Raw genomic sequence first — 18,375 nt, 5'->3', positions numbered from 1 at the left:
GATCTGTCAATATTTTGATGAATCTCTTACCAAGACAAAACTCCCTTTAAAACTCTGAAAATAGCCTTTTGCGGTATACATTTCTGCTTGAAAGATATAGATGCCTCCTGTGCAATCATGTCCATTTTCATCCTTGCCGTCCCAACTGATTTCACCTTGCTGACCTACACTTTTGTTACGAATCAATCGATTGACTGAACGGCCTCTATCATCAAAAATCTGTAAAGTGAACATCGGATTTTCTTCTGAAAATGCATAAATGAAATGGAGCTGATCTTCAAATCCATCACCATTTGGTGAGAATGTACGCGACGCTAGCGTGATGGTATTGTTATGCATATTTTTCTCTACACCAACGGAGTTCTTGTATCCCGGAGTGGCACCTCCAACCAAAGTAGACGCAGAGGTGAAATTGCCTGGTTCATTTGTGTCCCTCTCGAGTGACTGCCGCTCTAAGGAAATTCCTTTCACATCACTTAAAAAAGGTTGATGCATAGCACTAACATAAGCGAGACTATCGACCAATACTGAGGCATGTGATAAAACAACCTGTCCACGTTCATTGGCATAAGGCGGCAGAGCAGACATCGTAATAAAATTTTCTAACTGTGCGTTGGGATAGTGTTTTTCTACGGTTTCGGGCGAAGTCGTGAGCACCCGATATGCTGATGGGTAAAAAAGATGGGGTTCGCGAATGATTTCCCTATTACCGAGTAACCAGCCTTGGAGATTTATGATTTTCCCCGAGCGGTTGTAAAGCTCCACAAAATCTACACCGCCAGCTTTTGGATTGAAGAGAACTTCGTTGATGATAATGTCGTTATATTCGGAGGGCGATGCATGGAGCAGGGGAATAGAAAATTGATAGGTCAACTGACACCATGATATATCAACCATGTTAAGTTCTAAGGGCGTATCCATCGGAATTGCAGTTGAAAAGATAAGTGTGAGATGCTCGCGATCTATTTCAATAGCTGTTGGTTTTGCCCCAACAGGGTGTAATTGGATCTGCTCCGTTGTGATTGCGGGTAAATTTGTTAGCGCTGGTGGAAATCGGAGGCGAATGCTATGGTCTTGAATGTCTGCGATGCTTGGCTGTATGGCAGGCTTATAATACTCATCCCAAATGCTGTTGCGTTGGCCGGGTGTTCCCCCGCTCAACGATTCGGAAGCACTCCAATTGAGGGACTCATCACATGAGATATTAGGATTAATACGTTCCAGACTCCATCCCCCATTACGCTTAGTACTGCTGGCGTACCAACGATCGGAGTAAGTGACTTGATCGGCAAGTTGACCATCGGGTTTGATGAGTGAAATCTCTGCTCCGCTATTGTTCAGCGCTTGCCAGCGCGGTAAAGGCATAACGTTGCCAAATCGCTCAAAAGTGCTGCTGCTCGGAGCATATACCAGTAGAATGAATTGTTTCGAGGCTAAATAGCGAGGCAGCAGTTCTATACTCTGCTTATTGACCTGCAGTTTATAGTTTGATAAATCGACAGGCTTTTCTCCGCTGTTGTATAGTTCAATAAACTCCGTGTTGGGGAGTTGTCCATTGTTCGGGTTAGCCATGATTTCTGTGATGATTAGCCGATCCTGAGCAGCTACGCAGAAGTTTAGCATTATAAAAAAGACACAAAGATATTTTTGCTTTATTTTTATAAAAAGAGGCCTCATGTCATTATATTTTGAATAGTATAGGGAATACTTGTGAAAGTTTATAAATAATTTTTTAGAAAAGACGCTGCTTATTTCGTAAGTTTGATTCCTTGGAATAAAAATAAACAAAATTTTAGTAATCATTTTTATCAAAAACAATTTATAAGTATGAAAGTTGCAGTAGTAGGCGCAACAGGCCTTGTAGGGTCAGAGATCTTGACCGTTTTAGCGGAGCGTAATTTCCCCGTAACCGAATTGATTCCCGTAGCCTCTGAGAAGAGTAAGGGTAAGGAAATCGAATTCAAGGGAAAGAAGTATAAGGTTGTCACGCCGACAGAAGCTATTGCATTGAAACCAGATGTGGCATTGTTTTCTGCAGGAGGGGGCACTTCGACAGAATTTGCACCACAATATGCTGAGGCAGGGATCACGGTTGTCGATAACTCTTCGGCTTGGCGTATGGATCCAACAAAAAAATTAGTTGTACCGGAAGTGAATGGTGACGTATTGTCGGCAGAAGATAAGGTTATTGCCAATCCAAACTGTTCAACCATTCAAATGGTTGTTGTTTTGAAGCCGCTTCACGAGAAATATAAAATTAAGCGCGTAGTCGTTTCGACTTACCAATCTGTGACAGGTACAGGTGTTAAAGCCGTAAATCAACTGATGGATGAACGGGCTGGTAAAGAGGGAGAAAAAGCATATCCATATACAATTGACCTGAATGTTATTCCACATATTGATGTATTCCAAGAAAATGGCTACACCAAAGAGGAAATGAAAATGATTCAGGAGACTAACAAGATTATGGGTGATGACTCTATCCGTGTAACAGCAACCACAGTGCGTATCCCAGTTATGGGGGGACATTCTGAGTCTGTTAATATAGAGTTTGAAAATGATTTTGATGTGCAGGAAGTTCGTGAGATCTTAGCACAACAAGAAGGTGTTATTGTGGTTGATGACCCTGCAAACCTGAAATATCCAATGCCAAAAGATGCACATGGTAAAGACGAGGTCTTAGTCGGTCGTATCCGTCGTGACGAGTCGCAGGACAAAACGCTTAACCTTTGGGTTGTCGCAGACAACTTGCGTAAAGGAGCTGCAACCAATGCGGTACAAATTGCAGAGTTGTTACACAAAAAGGGATTGATATAATTAGCATTAGGCTTAGCAGAAAAGGGATTCGGCATTGCCGAATCCCTTTTTTAATTGAATGCCTCTATGCCGGCGAGGTATGGTACTTTTTTGGCGACATCTGCTGTTAAGGATGGAGTAGCGCGTGCAGCAAAAACATGTCACTCTGAGCGAAGTCGAAGAGCGATATGTTTTCATTTGCAATATATCATAATGTCCTCCTGTTTAGGTGTGAAAGTTTATTGAAGACTTCCGAAGTTTAACTTCGTTGAGGGCTTCGCCGTTCACAAACTTCGGAAGTCTAAACTCTATTAAAAGTTTTGACCATGTAGAAAGATATTCCTTGCACTATCTATTTGGTCAAAACTTTTGAGCGACACGCTTTTGCATACTTTTGGCAAGATAAAAGTATGAGCCAGTCGCGCAGTGTCCCGAATGCTTTCGGGGGCTTGAGCGACAAAACATTGATGAAACAAAATCTCCATTTCCCCTCCCCACAAATCTCATGAAAAACAATTTAGATGCTTTTCCCTGCTTTATTAAAAACGTATGCGCTTCTGTCGTAAATTCTATTCTCTCTCAAAAACAAAAAAAGGGTTCAGCTTATGCTGAACCCTTTTCTAATATGAAGTATTTATCAAAAATAATTAACGCACTTGTGTAAACTGCCAAGTGTTATCAAATATAAACGAACCGTTTACCCCTGTTGTGATATAACCTTTTCCGTTTAAGCTGAAACCTACAGCTTTTTCACGCGCATCAGCAGGAAGATTTTGGTGTTTATCAGTCCATGAATCTGAAGATGGTTCATATTTCCACACTGTATTAGTAATGCTCGTTCCGCTTCTTCCACTTACAACGTACGCACTGTTGCCAATAACGAATGCAGAAGCACTACGTTTTCTTACATCATACGTAAAGCTGTTGTCGTCACGTTTTAAATCGTTTAGGGCTTTCCAGCTTGTTCCATCGAAAGAATAGAAATCTTCAGGAAGGTCAGAGCTGTTTGCATAACCACCGCCTACGTATGCTTTGTCTCCGATAACGAAGGCAAAAGCTTCTGCTTTTTTGTATTTGAACGGTGTAGCAACAGTTTCCCATTTGTCAGTCTTAGGATCATATCTGAAGAAATCACTGAATTTTGCATCAGTCTTGGTCGTACCTAATCCTACGTAACCATAACCACCTAAAGAAAAGGCTACAGCACCATAACGCGCTCTTCCTGGGAAATCAGCAATTTTCGACCAAGTTTTTGTAGCAGGGTCGTATTTGTAGAAATCATTTAAATCGTCTGTTCCGTCAGAACCTGTACCAATAAAGCCCTTGCCATCGATAGCAAAACCTACTGCCATCTGGCGTGCTGTGCCTGGGAAATTAGGAATATCACTCCATGTTTCACCATTAAATGCTGCACCATCATTTACTGCACCTTCATTTCTGACATATCCACCGACTACGTATGCTGTATTATCAATAACGAATGCTGCAGCACCGTTTCTCGGGTCATTTTTAAATACATTTGATCTTTCCCACTCCGTAGGTCCATTGTCTGTTGCCGAAGTATCGTCGTCGTTATCTTTCTTACAAGAATTGAAAGAAGCTAAAGCAACTGTGCAGGCCAAGATTAACAATAGCCAATTTTTCTTATTCATAAATTATTTAAATTTTGTGTACAATATATTCAATTTAATTTTAGGAGCACCATTTTCTGTTGCAATCAAGGCCGTACTCAATGTGCTGAATGTTGCAGGACCTACTAACGGACTCAAATATAATGACGTTTGGTCATATGTATCTGAGGACTTTAAAATCTTTAAATATTCAATCATATTGAATGTATATGTCCCGTTTCTTCCTGTCTGGTTGCCCGGAACAAAATTTGCCTGTTGTGCCGCTGTTGCATAAGGAACCCGTACATAAGATGTTGGGATGCCATCGTAATTTGCGACAAATAACATCAAACTGCCTGGAATAGATTGAGCCGCATTGCTTCCTGAAGAGGCCGACTCGATAACCAATTCTGCTTTGTTAATGGAAATGTTGTCATCTCGCACAAAATCTTGTAACGAAGGAAAGGTCATTTTCGCTACAACACCGGTGCCAGCCTGCAAATAAGTAAGCCCTCCTGTTGCTGAAGTAGCAATCTCTTTGTTCGTCAAGCTCAAGGTCTCAAAAACAGTTTCCGAGCGATCATAATGTATATAATTATGTTGTAGGTCCTTTTGGACAATGCTCAATGTTTTTGCCCCGTTTTTTTTGAAACCGTCCGCTCCAGTGTAACTATAGTTAATATTCACACGAACTGTATCGCTAAAACCTATGGCAAGCGAATTGTCTGTATCTGGAACGATGGCTAAACCTTTGAAATAGTCTTGGAAATTTTCATTAGACCTTGCCCGCATATCATTGTTGATAACTAGATCAAAAAAGTCCTGACCAAGTGTTGGGCTAAGCTTGATGCTTAGTGAATCCATCGAAGCAATTCGCGGAAGGAAACTGACACTTCCTAAAGGTGTACTGTCGTAGGTGAATTTTTGTTTAGAAAAGATAGACGCTCCGCTTACATATATCGGTGTGGCAATGTTATTGATACCCCCAGAGAGAGAAGTCGTTTCGATTGTCTCCGTTACTTGGTGTACGTTAATCTTCTGCGTTACGGTCGTGTCTCCGAAATAATATCGAGATGCATTTGGCTTTAACACCAAATTCAATGAGTCAAAAGTAGCTCCCTGTGGAATGTCGTTTGTGAAATCAGAAAATCCAATTCGGAAAAAAGCCGAAGACTCCATGCTGCCCACTTGTTGTATATTAGACTTGCCTACTAACAGCGTACCCGTGGCTTGTGTTGGAAGATTATCTAATTGTATAGTGGAAGTTTTAACAGTAAATGAATCAATCATAGTTACCCCTACATTGCTCGTAGCAGAATTGTCCAACATCACACTCATATCCTTATCACAGGCAGTGATGAGGAGGAGCATAAAAAATGGCGCTATAAAAAAATTAAAGCTTTTCTTAAAAATTTGATTCATATTTATAGTCTGACGCGCAAAAGTAGTTAAACTGAACTGTTAATCAGTGTTATATTTTGTTAAAAGCAACCACTTGCTGATGCGATGCAAAGCTACTAATTTAAATTTGTATTAATAATGTTAAAAAAGCATAAAATACTTGTCCTAATGATAGCCCTGACAGCCAGTGGTATCCTGATGGTGTTGTTGATCTGGTTGTATGGTAGCTACCGTGGTCGGCAGGAATTGTTTTTAGGTTCGGCGGAAAGATCGCTGTTCAATGTGATACAGAATTACTATCAAAGAGAAGTTCTTCCTGAGGCTAAAGATGTAGATAGCACAGGTTCAGGAACTGGGCGGCAGCGATATTTGTTGTCTTTCGTAGGTAAGGTTTATCCAGAGCTTGACCTTTCACCGCTGAAAACAGCTCTAGATACAGTAAACTTCCAAAGACATCGCCGTGATAAACCAGGAGGAGTGCGCAAGGATGACCCAGATCAATTACTGCCATCTTATCTGTTAGAGAAGATTTCCTTTAATGAGGAAGTATTGGACGAGCTGAAGCAAATGTTGCAACGTTCGTTGAAGCGAAATAATATGTCTACGGACTTTGAACTGTTTATCCAAACAATGTCGCGTGAGGAGTTGGAAGCGTATTTTGCCAGAAATCCGATGTATCAAGATTTAGTTACCCGACCAATTTTGGTCAATCCCGATAACGGACAGTTCCTCATTGCTAAATTTGATAATCCTTGGGCTTACTTATTGCGAACGATGTGGTGGCAGGTGCTGTTTTCTGTTTTGCTCTTGGCAGCTTTAATAGGTACGTTTCTTTATCTTTTGCAAACGATAAAACGACAGCATGAACTGGCGCAACAACGCAAAAGCTTTGTTAACAATATGACCCACGAGTTGAAAACTCCTGTTGCGACGGTGATGGCTGCGGTCGAAGCTATTCAGCGTTTTGGTGCCAAAGGCGATAAAGGTCGGACGGAGAAATATTTACATGTTTCTAAACAAGAACTGGAACATTTGAACAATGTGGTGGAGCGACTGTTGCAGATGGATCATGATGATGTGCGGGGAGTGCCACTGATAAAACAGGATATGGATATTGTCGGTGCTGTCGCCTCAGGGATAGAAACTGCGCAGATGAGCGCAAAGAAAGAGACACTTATTGATTTAATAACTGAGGAAGAGAGACTCTTCGTTCATGCAGATGAGGCTCATATGAAGAGTGTTATCAGCAATTTGCTGGATAATGCTATTAAATATTCAGGGGAGCGGGCAACAGTTGCCGTTCATATACTGGATAAAGGAGATTTTGTCGAAATCCGTGTGGAAGATAAAGGCAAAGGAATAGATAAGTCTCAACAAAAACATATTTTTGATATGTTTTATCGTGTCTCTGAAGGGCATCTGCATGAGGTAAAAGGCTTTGGGATAGGTTTGGCGTATGTGAAACAGGTGATTCAACAACATGGAGGAGAAGTAGGGGTGGAAAGTGCAATAGGGAGAGGCAGTACATTTACGGTGAAATTTCCGAAAAAATAAAATAAAGTGACGGTGGTTATGGCTTTCTTCACTTCCATAACTTCTATCACCTCCATAACTTAAAATAATATGGTGCGTATATTGTATGTAGAAGATGAACTTAGCTTGGCTATGATTGTGACTGACAGCCTAGAGGAACAGGGTTATAAGGTAACGCATAAGGTAAATGGACGAGAAGCCATTATTGCTTTTAACCATCATAAACCCGATATTGTTGTGTTAGATGTGATGATGCCCCTGATGGATGGTTTTGCTGTTGCAGAAGAGATTCGCAAGACAGATTCGCAGGTTCCTATACTCTTTCTTACGGCGCTCACGCAGACGGAGGATGTTGTGCACGGCTTTAAATTGGGAGCAAATGATTACGTACGCAAACCTTTCAAGATAGAGGAACTTATCGTTCGTATTGAGGCGTTAGTGAAACGTAATGTGCAACCTCCTGCAGCACGGACGTATCAGATTGGGAGCTATGTATTGGACACTTTAAAGTCAACTTTGACGTTACACAACATGGAAGAGAAGCTGTCTTTCCGTGAAGGGGAGCTTTTGCGAAGGCTGTATGAACAAAAAGATCAGGTCGTGCCACGTGATGAGATTATTCGAGCATACTGGAATGAGGATAACTATTTCACAGGACGTAGCCTGGATGTATTCATAAGTCGCATACGGAAATATCTGTCGAAAGACGAACGTATCAAGATTACCAATATTCGTGGAGTTGGATATATGTTGACTATTGCGTAATTTCATATCACATGAAAGCCTTGATTATTTTTGACACTGTCTCATTAAAGCGTCTTTTATGAAATAAATTGTTTTCTTTCGACAATTGTCGATTTTCTCCATCGCACATCCTTTCCGTCCCTCGCCGGGACAGGGCGTCACTTTTGAAGGGCAAAAGTGACCAAAACCCTTTGTCCCATCCGAGGTGGCTTTTCGCACAGTCTCAACACACACAAAGAAAATCCCTCCCAAGTCTGAAACTATTGTCCGAAGCTTTTTAGATAGCTTCGGACAATAGTTTCCATGACTTTCCCCTCCACACAATCCCTCGGGATTTCCTTTATCTTTCCGCCACTTGGATGGAACGAAGAGGCGCTTTCGCGCCTAAACAGGAGTACATTATGATATATCGCAAATGAAGATATATCGCTTCCGCTCTTCGACTTCGCTCAGAGTGATATGTTTTTGCTGCATGCACTACTCCATCCTTAACAGCAGACGTCGCCTAAAAAGTTTTGACCCTGTAGAAAAATGTTTTTAGCACTATCCATTTGGTCAAAGCTTTTCAGCGACACGCTTTTGCATACTTTTGGCAAGACAAAAGTATGAGCCAGTCGCGGCTTGAGCGACAAAACATAGATTAAAGAAAACCTCCATTTTATCTCAATATAAATCCCATTGAAAACAATTTATCCTGTATTTACCTTAAAAGGTATTCAGCTTTACGACAAAGGTCTGCGAAAAAAAGAATATCTTTGTTTTTCAGAACAGCGCCCTGTGATAGAGGGATAGGTTTAACGTTTTTGAAATGAAAGAGTCCACCATAAGCCGTAAAGAAAGAATCATGCGAGTTGCCCTCTCTTTGTTTGCAACAAAGGGTTATGCCGATACTTCTACAAAGGAGATTTCAATTGAAGCAGGAGTGTCGGAAGCTTTGATCTTTAAGCATTTTGGTAATAAGGAGGCACTGTTGATGCACCTTATCAAAGCAGGGTACCGTCGTGTCCTTTCCCATCATCGAGGCATGTTGACTTATACAAATCCTTCAGAATTTATCAAGAATATGGTTCTACTGCCAAGTAAGTTGGTGGCTGATGAGCCGTTGTTCTGGAAATTACAGGAACGATTGTCCCACAATTTATTTTCCAGGCAGCAGCATGAGCAATTTATGAAACCTGTTCAACCTGTACTGACTAAGGCTTTTGCTGAGTTGGGCTATGATAAGCCTGAGTTGGAAACAAGATTACTCTTGCTGATTATTGATATGCTGTGGAAACGAGAAGTGACTGGCGATTTGGAGGATAGTCTGACAATGGCAGCTCTATTGCAAGAAAAATATAAATTATAGAAAACAATTGTCCCTCGCAGTAAACTTATGCAATCGATTACTTATTCCTCGGCTGATGAAACAAGACAGTTTTTATGTAGAAAGTTTGTACCTTTCACTTTTCAAAAGTTTGAATCGAGATGAGCAATAAAATCCAATTTCCATATCATTCTGGCTATCCTTCTGTAGCCGACTTACGCAGGAAAGCAAAATGTCGTATTCCGAAATTTGCTTTCGACTATTTAGAGGGAGGATGTAATGAGGAGCTTAATTTAGCTCGGAATGAGAATGATTTTGACCAAATTTATCTGAAACCCCGTTATCTGGAAAAAACCGGGACGATTGATATGTCTACCGAATTGTTTGGTCGTACATACAGTGCTCCTTTTGGGATCTCACCGGTAGGGTTACAGGGTTTGATGTGGCCAAATGCACCTGAAATATTGGCAAAGGCCGCAGGCAAACACAAAATTCCATATATTCTCAGTACAGTTTCTACATTGAGCATTGAACGCATCGCTGAGGTTTCAGAGGGAAGTGCGTGGTTTCAACTTTACCATCCGACTGAAGATGCCCTTCGTGATGATATTATTAACCGTTTAAAAGCTGTAGAATGTCCTGTTTTGGTGGTGTTGGTAGATGTTCCGGCTTTCGGTCTTCGCTATCGCGAGATTAAAAGTGGACTTTCTATGCCGCCGAAAATGAATATCAATAATATTCTACAGGCGATGGCATGCCCTACCTGGGGAATCAAAACCCTGCAACATGGTATTCCTTCTTTTGCTACTTTAAAACCTTACATGGAAAAAGGGTTGGATCTAGCGCAACTGGGGCAGTTTATGAACAGAACCTTTACTGGAAAAGTTACTTTTGAGAAAATAAAAGCTATCCGGGACCTTTGGCCGGGACCATTGGTGCTAAAAGGTATTGCTACGGAAGAGGACATGAACGATGCCTTGCAGATTGGCGTAGATGGTGTCATAGTGTCCAACCATGGTGGAAGGCAATTGGATGCCAGTGAATCTTCTGTCTCATCACTTATTCGTTTGGCAAACAATTCAGCTTATAAGGGTAAGATTAAAATTATGTTGGATGGTGGTATTCGTTCGGGGGTGGATTTAGCTCGTGCACATGCTGTAGGGTCAGATTTCAATTTTATGGGACGTCCTTTTATGTACGGAGTAGGTGCGCTGGGTGATGAAGGAGGAGAGCATACCATCAATATGTTCAAAGCCCATCTTTATCAAGTGATGCAACAAGTTTCTATTGATAAAATCAATCGTTTCTCAGAACGGTTGCAAAGTGTAAGAATTTAAAGAAGAAAGAGCAAAGAGGCAAGACTTCCCGTTCTCTCTTCTTTGCTCTTGTTTCTCTCTTCTTTGCTCTTGTCTCTCTCTTCTTTGCTCTTGTCTCTTTCTTCTTTCTTATACTCTTCGTACCTTTGCGATTATGATTTTAGCAGAACGATACCATGATATATCCTGTGGACACCGCGTGGTTGGTCACGAAGGGAAATGCCGTTTTTTGCATGGGCATAATTACCGTGTACACTTCACTGTTGCCGCAGAACAGCTGGATTCCGTAGGGCGCGTGGTAGACTTTTCTGTTATTAAATCTACCTTATGTCAATGGATTGAAGAGAACCTTGATCATAAATTTTTAATTTGGGAACAGGATCCGTTATTACAAGCACTGCAAGAGATTAATACGGAAAGTTTGGTGGTAGTTCCCTTTAATCCCACTGCAGAAAATATTGCACGCTACCTTGTCGAAGATATTGGCCCAGAACAATTGAAAGACTATTCTGTGCGGCTTATACGCTGCAAGGTAGAAGAAACCGCAAAATGCTCGGCGACTTATAGTCTAGTGTAAGAAAAACCTTGTCGGGTTTTAGGGTGTGATCTAAATTTCTGCTATAAAATACAATTGGTATATTAACCTATCAAGTCTTACCATATTTGGATAAGTTAAATTTTCTTCGGCAAAATATTATTTTGTATATTTACTTTTTGTAAAATATAATGTTTGTACGAAATGCCATATCAACCTGACAAAACAGACTTAAAAATTTTGAAACTGCTTCAAGAGAACGGCAGAATCACCAACCTGCAATTAGCTTCCAACATTGGGCTTTCGCCCGCGCCAACCCTGGAACGGGTGCGGAAGCTGGAAAATTCTGGTTTTATTAAGAGCTATCATGCCTTTGTGGATGAGGAAAAGCTTGGATTGGGAATCAAATCTTTCATACAGATTTCATTGGATTTCCATACACATAACGCGATTCCCGAATTTGTGGAAGCTGTAAAAGCTATTCCTGAGGTAACAGAATGTCACCACGTTACTGGAAATTGTGATTTTATCTTAAAGGTATATGTGAAAGATATCAAAGCATACGAAGGAGTCATTATGGAGAAAATTTCCAAGATTCCTTTTGTCAAGACCTTTCAGACTATGATGATTATGTCAACCAGCAAGAAAGAACCTATCGTACCTTTGGAGTATTAAGAAAATATTAATCTAATCAATTATGAAAGAAAAGCAGATACCCTATCCTGACCTGGCTATTATCCTGACCTGGCCCGACGCCACTATTCGTGGAGATGAGAAATGGATGATGTTTTTTAAGAAAATAGGCATCGTCAAAAATCTCAACTTTAAGGTCGGTCATACAGGGGTAGTCATTATTAAGCGCAGTACGGGCGAAATGCTTTTTTATGATTTTGGACGTTATATTACACCACGTGGATATGGGCGAGCGCGATCCAAATATTCTGACCCTCGCTTAGAGATTACGCTTAAAGCGCGTTTTGAAAAAGGCAGTATTGCTAATCTGGAGGAGATCGTAGCGCTTTTTGAAGAACTTAAAGGAGCAATGTACGGTGAAGGTATTTTGTACTTTTCCATTGCAGAAGGTATTGATTTTGAAGCGGCAAGAGCTTTTGGTGACGATTGGGTGCATCGAGGAACATACCCTTATGGAGCGGTTGCCAAGAACAATAACAATTGTTCCCGATTCATTACACGTATGTTGATTCATGCATCCCAGAAATATACTTGGATCCACAGCATCAATTTTCCGGAAACTATCAAGGCGAGCCCGATTAGCAATGTGGTCAATGCTGTGGCTGACCGCATGATTTATTCTTATACTCCGGAAGAGGGTTTGCGCCATTTTCGAATGAATCGCTGGCAATCATTTTGGTTCTTAGTCAAACAATTGGGAGATAATGTTGCTCCGAAAAAGGCTTCGCTTTTACCCAATGACTTGATTATTGGCTCGATGAACTACACTTCCAAGCCCATTACTGTACCAAAAAATGCCCACTATTTAGGTGGTGTGGGTGATGGTGCATGGTTTTCCATATTTCCTACGCAAGATAATAAGCTTATCATTCAGCGATTTACTTCCAAAGGAGAACTTGAATACACGATATTGGGCGAGCCTTTCGAACCTATTGATTTTAAAGAGCCATTTGAGGTAGTATATGACAGCCATCTGCTTTTTACGCATATCAAGCAACATGGACGGAAGATACGTATCCACCATACACAGCGACTGCCCAATGCGGAATACCAGTATAAAAATCTGAAGGAATTATTTGCTTAGACCCTCCCCCTATGAAGGGGTCTAAAAAGGTTCGAAAACCGCAAAAACGTGTTCCCGAAAGCATTCGGGACGAGAAGCGCAGCCACAAAGCAATCTGCGTTTTTGACATCATTCCCGCCTCAGAGACTATTTAAATTTTTGCTTTCGCCCCAAAACACGTCATTATGAGGAGCGATAGCGACGTGATAATCTGTGTTTTGATTCTCTTGTCCATAGATTTTGCTTCGCAGAACTCACTTCGTTCGGTTCTCCTCGTTCCTCGTCGAAATTACGTAAAAATTATATTTTTAAACAGCTTCTCAGGCGGGACTTTGTTACCTCCACCGCCAGAGGCGTGGCACAGCGCAATGACGATGATGTTTAGCTTTTTTAGACAGCCCTAAATATAATTTGACAATCTTTCCCACGCCCTATATTACTCCCCCTTTGGGGGATGGGGGGATCTGCCAATCAATGGGTTTCCGCCCATTTCTCACTAAATAAGCATTGGCTTGAGAGAAATGTTTGCAGCCAAAAAAGCCTCGGTGAGCCGACAAAGGAGAAGGGTGGACAGAAGTCAATACGCAGTGTTTTTGCGAATCTATAAGAAAACTCTTTTTTTGTGCATAGCTACCCCATAGGATGAATACTACATTCGATAGTCTTTGCGAAATAAGCTGTATAATCTGGTCTGTAAACTCTTCCCAACCTTGCCGTTGATGAGAGGCGGCTTGGTGAGCGCGTACGGTTAAAGTCGCATTAAGGAGAAGCACACCCTGTGCGGCCCAAGCGGTTAGATTGCCAGACTTCGGGTAGACAAACCCTGGAATATCCGTTTGTAGTTCGGTATAGATATTTCGCAAAGACGGGGGTAGCATCATGCCGTCTGGTACAGAGAAAGATAAACCATGTGCTTGACCATCATTGTGATACGGGTCTTGCCCTAAGATGACCACTTTAATGGAGTCAAAAGCTGTAAGGTTAAAAGCGTTGAATACCAGATCTTCTGGAGGAAACACCAGTCCAAGCTGTCGTTCCTGTTGTACAAAAGCTGATAAACGTTTCATATAATCCTGTTTAAACAGCGGCTTTAGAATTGGCTCCCAGCTTTCATCGTATCGTTTTGACATAATACAAATTTACAATTTTACGTTTTCATACACCAATAATCCAACTTTTTCTATCAAACAAGTTGGATAAGCTCTAAAATAACCGGATATTTGTAATAATTTTTAATTTAAGTAGATATTTAGATATATGTCAAATATAGTTCGCATTATTCTCAGTAGTCTCCTGTTAATCGGGACTGTAGTTTTGTTTTGGACCGGTCATTGGGGGTGGGGTATTTTAAGCATCTTTGTGACTATTCTTGCCTGGGTTACGGTCTTCTTCAACGAAAATATGCTGATTGCTCAGTGGTATCTTAGAAAAGAAAATATGTCGAAAGCCGAAAAATGGCTTAAGAATATCAAAAACTACGAAAAGCAACTTATTAGTGCGCAGCACGGATATTACCATATGTTGCTGGGTATTATTGAATCACAACGTGCACCATTGCAGTCAGAAAAATATTTTAAGAAAGCTTTGTCATTGGGTTTGCATATGGATCACAATGTAGCGTTAGCTAAATTGAGCCTTGCTGGGGTTGCCATGGCAAAACGTAACAAACGAGAAGCCGAGAAACTCCTGTCAGAAGCGAAGAAAGCCGACAAGAATAAACTTCTTGCCGATCAGATCAAGATGATGAAAGATCAGATGTCTATGTTGGACAAGCAGCAATTTAGATATTCTCGATAAAGAACAAAGAGAAACGGTCGGATTATAATCCGACCGTTTCTTGTATAAATTTTCCTTCTTCTTCACTATCCTGAAAGACCAGTATCAATTGCTTAGGTTTTTCCCCTTTCCAGTTCGCAACCTGTAACCGAAGTGGCACAGTCTTATCTTCCTCCAGCAAGTAGTGTAGGTAGTTTTGTTGATCCTCCAACCTCACCATTACTCGCCCCATTGTCAACGTTGAATAGAGGTGACCGTTACCTTCTGCGTCTACAACTTGAGTTGCAAAGGTGTTCAATGTAAACTCTCTCGGATCCATTCGAAAAGACACCAAAGACAAGGTTACAGTTAGTGTATCTTTTTCCACCGCTACGCTTTTCAAATCAATCTGTAGCCCATCGACCATATATCGAGAAGCCTCCTCCTGCGCCTGTAATGCGGCAGGGAGAATAAGTAGCATGCTAAAAAGCGCCCATACAATCTTTCTCATTTTATCGTAATCTATCTGCTGATTTAATCAATTTTTCATCTTTACGGATGCCGCCAATCGCCATACCCAAGAAGATAATCGCTACTGGCAATAGGAAGAAACCTACACCGATATTATCAGCTTTCACACTTTGATTGATCGCTCCCAGCGTGGAATTAGCTGTTATCCACATCCAAACGCCCAATAGCACGATGAGGATAATCTCTACGAAAATCAAAGTTACCTGACGCTTTCTGTTTCTGAATTGAAATACAATAAACAGAGGGAACAGAGCAATAACTGCGGTCGCTATAGCCTGTAGCCAAGATGCTGATTCCCGAACTTCCTCATTGTTCACCGAAGAATAAACCCCTGAAACTGAGATTTTCTTACCTAGCCCTACCAAATCGATAAAGCTCACATAAGGGAAAACAAAAAGCCCTAAAAGAACCACAGTAGTAACCAATAACCAAACTGTTTGAATACGCTGAATCATAAGTATATTTTTCTTTTTAAGAACAAACTTATATAAAATGCTTTGTATTCACACATAGAAAACTGTAAAAAATTGTTTAGTGCATGACAAAACTGAATAAGTTATAAAAAACGCGTTCCCGAAAGCATTCGGGACGAGGAAGTATGACGACCGCGAAGCAGCTCCGAAGAAAACCAATCTACGTTTTTTTTGTCATATACTGTAAAAAATTGAGGTTTTTGTTCCTCCAATCTCCAAAGGGGAAGATATTTTTAGGATGACCATTGTGCGTGCACCAGCGGTGAAGTAAAGCCCTTAATGTTATTAGTGTGGATACTTCCTAAGCTTTAGACTTCCGAAGTTTCGAAAACTTTGGAAGTCTCCTACGCGAAGAATATGTGTTTTTAGCCTGTTGCATTTGTAATGCAATAAAATAGGTTTCTTACAATGATTTGTTGCAAACAAATGTCCCTTCGCTGGCGCGAGCGTGCCGCTCGTGCTTTAATCAAATACAAATAAGGACACACGCCACAGGCGTGCGCCAGTATGAGACGAATGCGCTCTAAGGATGAGGAATTAGGGTAGTCTGAGACTACCTGATATAAAAGTCCTTAGTCCCCACCAAAACATCCCGTCCCGACAGACTAAGGACAGTATGGGCATAGAGGACAGACTATGACGAAGGGAGGTTAAATCCCCTCGCCCTCTTTAAACTCTTGATTTACTGTAACGGATAGTTTTCCTTGTGCTTTAATCTGTCCCAAAACAACTTTCAGTGCAGCTTTCTGCATAAAACTTTCGTTTTGGTAACCAAGGATAATTGCACTTGAACGGTTTACGTCTATACTATTCATTGCGTATGGGTTGGTGAACAGAACGGAAATCGTACGCTTCCCTGCTAACCGTTCAATAAAATGTTTGACATCTTCGTTTAAGTCAGATTCACTTCTTGGTCGTGAACGATTATCGTGTATAGCCAATACGATTTGTTTACTTCTACGGATAGTTTTTAAGAGCTCCTTCAGTTCTTCAGCCGTTTCTTTTCCAGTAATGATATACTCTTTGCGGTTATTCAGCTGAATGGCTAACCCGGTCTCAAAGTCCTGAAACTTCGGAATGCCAACAGATACAATGGCGGTAGGCACGTTCTTTTGAAAAGATTTAATGCCCTTGTCGGATTTCAGAACTGTAACTGCAGCATCTGCTAAGCGTTGAACCAAAGATTGGGATGCTGGCGTGTTAAGGTCGGCGATAAGGTTGTTGGTGCCTACCGGTCGATATTGGTTTAAGCCCAGCCAATATTTGGCCGCCAGCACCCGTTTTACGCGCTGATCGATTTCGCTCTGTTTCAGGCGGCCGCTCTTGATCGATTTTTCAACCAAATCAATTGCCCTTCCACTATTTTCAGATACTTCCAATAGATCATGCCCAGCCTCGATAGCCATAACGTCCGCCTCTCCATTAGGAAAAAACTTTTTTACTCCTTTCATGTCCATCGCATCGGTTACTGTTAAGCCTTTAAAACCTAAGTCTTTGCGGAGTAAGTCGGTTACCACCTTCCGAGAGATTGATGAAGGGATGTTGGGGGTCGCATCCAATGAGGGGATATTCATGTGGGCTACCATAACGGCTGGTGCGCCCTGTTTGATGAGTTCACGGAAAGGGAATAACTCCAATGTGTCGAGGCGTGCGCGTGTAAATTTTAACTGGGGAAGATCGTGATGCGAATCCACATCTGTGTCTCCATGGCCTGGAAAATGTTTCAGAGAAGCGATAATACCGCCGTCTACCATACCATCCATATAGGCTTTTGCCTTTTGGGTAACATTTTGCTTATTATCACCGAAAGAACGGAAATTGATAACCGGGTTTTTCGGATTGTTGTTGATGTCAACCACCGGGGCAAAGTTAAAATGCATCCCAATACGGTGAAAATCACGCGCTATCTGGCGTCCCATCTCGTAGATAAGTTGATTGTTCTGAATAGCGCCTAAAGTCATCTGAAAGGGGTAAGAAATCGTCGAATCTGGCATCCGCATTCCCAAGCCCCATTCACCGTCAAAGGTTATTAACAAAGGAACTTTGCTTATTTCTTGATAGCGATTGAACATATCGGCGTGGCGTACAGGGCCGCCCTGAAAGACGACAAGGCCTCCCAATTGCTCTTTTTCAATAACCTGAGCTACCGAATCAATGTATTTCTGTCCAAGGTTAGTATGTGCCCGTACCAAAAAAAGCTGACCAATGCGTTCTTTTGGTGTCAATTTGTTGAAGACCGAGTCTACCCAGGCGTTCTGTGTGTTGATAAACTGTACAAAATCTGGTTTTTTCTGCGCATGTAATGTGGAGGTAATTGCAACAAACGCAACGAAAGAGAATATCTTTTTTATCATATTTTAGTTCTTTACAAGTACGAAATAAGGTAAAAAATATTTGCAATCAAAATTTCCTGCGTGTTTGTTTTTGAAAACGGCATAAAAAAGCATTTTTGTTCAAGCTTTCTAAGTTTTCTGTGTCCTCCTGACACAAGGAAAGCCGGTCCTGACTCGAACGGTGATTGAATCTTGCAAGAAGGGGGATTAGAAAAAAGAAGTGGGTGTCTAAAAAGGTTCGCAAACCGCAAAAACGCGTCATTGCGAGAAGTGCAGCGACGAAGCA

General features: G+C 41.3%; 16 protein-coding genes. 9 read left to right on the top strand and 7 right to left on the bottom strand.

What is annotated here, in order from left to right:
* Positions 1 to 6: 6 nt before the first annotated feature.
* Positions 7 to 1,623 carry a lamin tail domain-containing protein gene (locus BM375_RS06785; protein ID WP_170852607.1) on the bottom strand — a complete coding sequence of 539 codons (1,617 nt, stop codon included), beginning with the start codon at positions 1,621 to 1,623 and terminating at the stop codon, positions 7 to 9.
* Between the two features lie 204 nt (positions 1,624 to 1,827).
* Between BM375_RS06785 and BM375_RS06780 the strand changes: the two genes are divergently transcribed.
* On the top strand, positions 1,828 to 2,817 hold the full coding sequence (locus tag BM375_RS06780) for an aspartate-semialdehyde dehydrogenase (RefSeq protein ID WP_093365004.1): 990 nt from the start codon (positions 1,828 to 1,830) through the stop codon (positions 2,815 to 2,817).
* Positions 2,818 to 3,443: 626 nt separating this feature from the next.
* On the opposite strand, the gene BM375_RS06775 is transcribed toward BM375_RS06780, so the two are convergent.
* Together BM375_RS06775 and BM375_RS06770 are read right to left on the bottom strand one after the other, a co-directional pair.
* Positions 3,444 to 4,448, bottom strand: a complete 1,005-nt coding sequence (locus BM375_RS06775; protein WP_093364690.1) for a Kelch repeat-containing protein — start codon at positions 4,446 to 4,448, stop codon at positions 3,444 to 3,446.
* A 3-nt stretch (positions 4,449 to 4,451) separates the two neighbouring features.
* On the bottom strand, positions 4,452 to 5,777 hold the full coding sequence (locus BM375_RS06770) for a DUF4270 family protein (protein WP_244525845.1): 1,326 nt from the start codon (positions 5,775 to 5,777) through the stop codon (positions 4,452 to 4,454).
* 198 nt (positions 5,778 to 5,975) lie between these two features.
* Here BM375_RS06770 and BM375_RS06765 point away from each other — a divergent pair, with 198 nt between their 5' ends.
* The 7 genes from BM375_RS06765 (at position 5,976) to BM375_RS06735 (ending at position 13,018) form a co-directional block, all read left to right on the top strand.
* On the top strand, positions 5,976 to 7,361 hold the full coding sequence (locus tag BM375_RS06765) for a sensor histidine kinase (RefSeq protein ID WP_170852606.1): 1,386 nt from the start codon (positions 5,976 to 5,978) through the stop codon (positions 7,359 to 7,361).
* 69 nt (positions 7,362 to 7,430) lie between these two features.
* A complete protein-coding gene (locus tag BM375_RS06760) occupies positions 7,431 to 8,105 on the top strand; it encodes a response regulator transcription factor (protein WP_093364683.1) in 675 nt (224 codons plus the stop codon).
* Positions 8,106 to 8,892: 787 nt separating this feature from the next.
* Positions 8,893 to 9,432 (top strand): TetR/AcrR family transcriptional regulator, encoded by a 540-nt coding sequence (locus tag BM375_RS06755; protein ID WP_093364682.1) that lies wholly within the window; start codon positions 8,893 to 8,895, stop codon positions 9,430 to 9,432.
* Positions 9,433 to 9,551: 119 nt separating this feature from the next.
* On the top strand, positions 9,552 to 10,727 hold the full coding sequence (locus BM375_RS06750; protein WP_093364681.1) for an alpha-hydroxy acid oxidase: 1,176 nt from the start codon (positions 9,552 to 9,554) through the stop codon (positions 10,725 to 10,727).
* Positions 10,728 to 10,860: 133 nt separating this feature from the next.
* Positions 10,861 to 11,283, top strand: coding sequence for a 6-pyruvoyl trahydropterin synthase family protein (locus BM375_RS06745; RefSeq protein ID WP_093364680.1), 423 nt, complete (start codon positions 10,861 to 10,863; stop codon positions 11,281 to 11,283).
* Positions 11,284 to 11,445: 162 nt separating this feature from the next.
* Positions 11,446 to 11,916: an Lrp/AsnC family transcriptional regulator gene (locus tag BM375_RS06740; RefSeq protein WP_093364679.1), complete on the top strand. Its 471-nt coding sequence runs from the start codon at positions 11,446 to 11,448 to the stop codon at positions 11,914 to 11,916.
* A gap of 22 nt (positions 11,917 to 11,938) precedes the next feature.
* On the top strand, positions 11,939 to 13,018 hold the full coding sequence (locus BM375_RS06735; RefSeq protein WP_093364678.1) for a DUF6695 family protein: 1,080 nt from the start codon (positions 11,939 to 11,941) through the stop codon (positions 13,016 to 13,018).
* 410 nt (positions 13,019 to 13,428) lie between these two features.
* Here BM375_RS06735 and ung read toward each other — a convergent pair whose 3' ends face one another.
* A complete protein-coding gene (ung, locus tag BM375_RS06730; protein ID WP_093364677.1) occupies positions 13,429 to 14,127 on the bottom strand; it encodes a uracil-DNA glycosylase in 699 nt (232 codons plus the stop codon).
* A 127-nt stretch (positions 14,128 to 14,254) separates the two neighbouring features.
* On the opposite strand from ung, the gene BM375_RS06725 reads away from it, so the two are divergent.
* Positions 14,255 to 14,794: a tetratricopeptide repeat protein gene (locus tag BM375_RS06725; protein ID WP_093364676.1), complete on the top strand. Its 540-nt coding sequence runs from the start codon at positions 14,255 to 14,257 to the stop codon at positions 14,792 to 14,794.
* 22 nt (positions 14,795 to 14,816) lie between these two features.
* Here the strand turns inward: BM375_RS06725 and BM375_RS06720 are convergent, their stop codons facing one another.
* The 3 genes from BM375_RS06720 to BM375_RS06710 all read right to left on the bottom strand — a co-directional run bounded on the left by BM375_RS06720 (position 14,817) and on the right by BM375_RS06710 (position 18,110).
* Complete coding sequence (locus BM375_RS06720) at positions 14,817 to 15,263, bottom strand: hypothetical protein (RefSeq protein WP_093364675.1); 447 nt, start codon at positions 15,261 to 15,263, stop codon at positions 14,817 to 14,819.
* 1 nt (position 15,264) lies between these two features.
* Positions 15,265 to 15,738: a DUF4293 domain-containing protein gene (locus tag BM375_RS06715; protein ID WP_093364673.1), complete on the bottom strand. Its 474-nt coding sequence runs from the start codon at positions 15,736 to 15,738 to the stop codon at positions 15,265 to 15,267.
* A gap of 668 nt (positions 15,739 to 16,406) precedes the next feature.
* Complete coding sequence (locus BM375_RS06710) at positions 16,407 to 18,110, bottom strand: glycoside hydrolase family 3 protein (protein ID WP_093364671.1); 1,704 nt, start codon at positions 18,108 to 18,110, stop codon at positions 16,407 to 16,409.
* Positions 18,111 to 18,375: the final 265 nt, after the last annotated feature.

Origin of the sequence: Sphingobacterium wenxiniae, assembly GCF_900116225.1 — a bacterium.
GTDB lineage: Bacteria > Bacteroidota > Bacteroidia > Sphingobacteriales > Sphingobacteriaceae > Sphingobacterium > Sphingobacterium wenxiniae.
The sequence above is the reverse complement of the archived record's forward strand: the minus strand, read 5'-3'. Positions and strand labels throughout refer to the sequence as shown.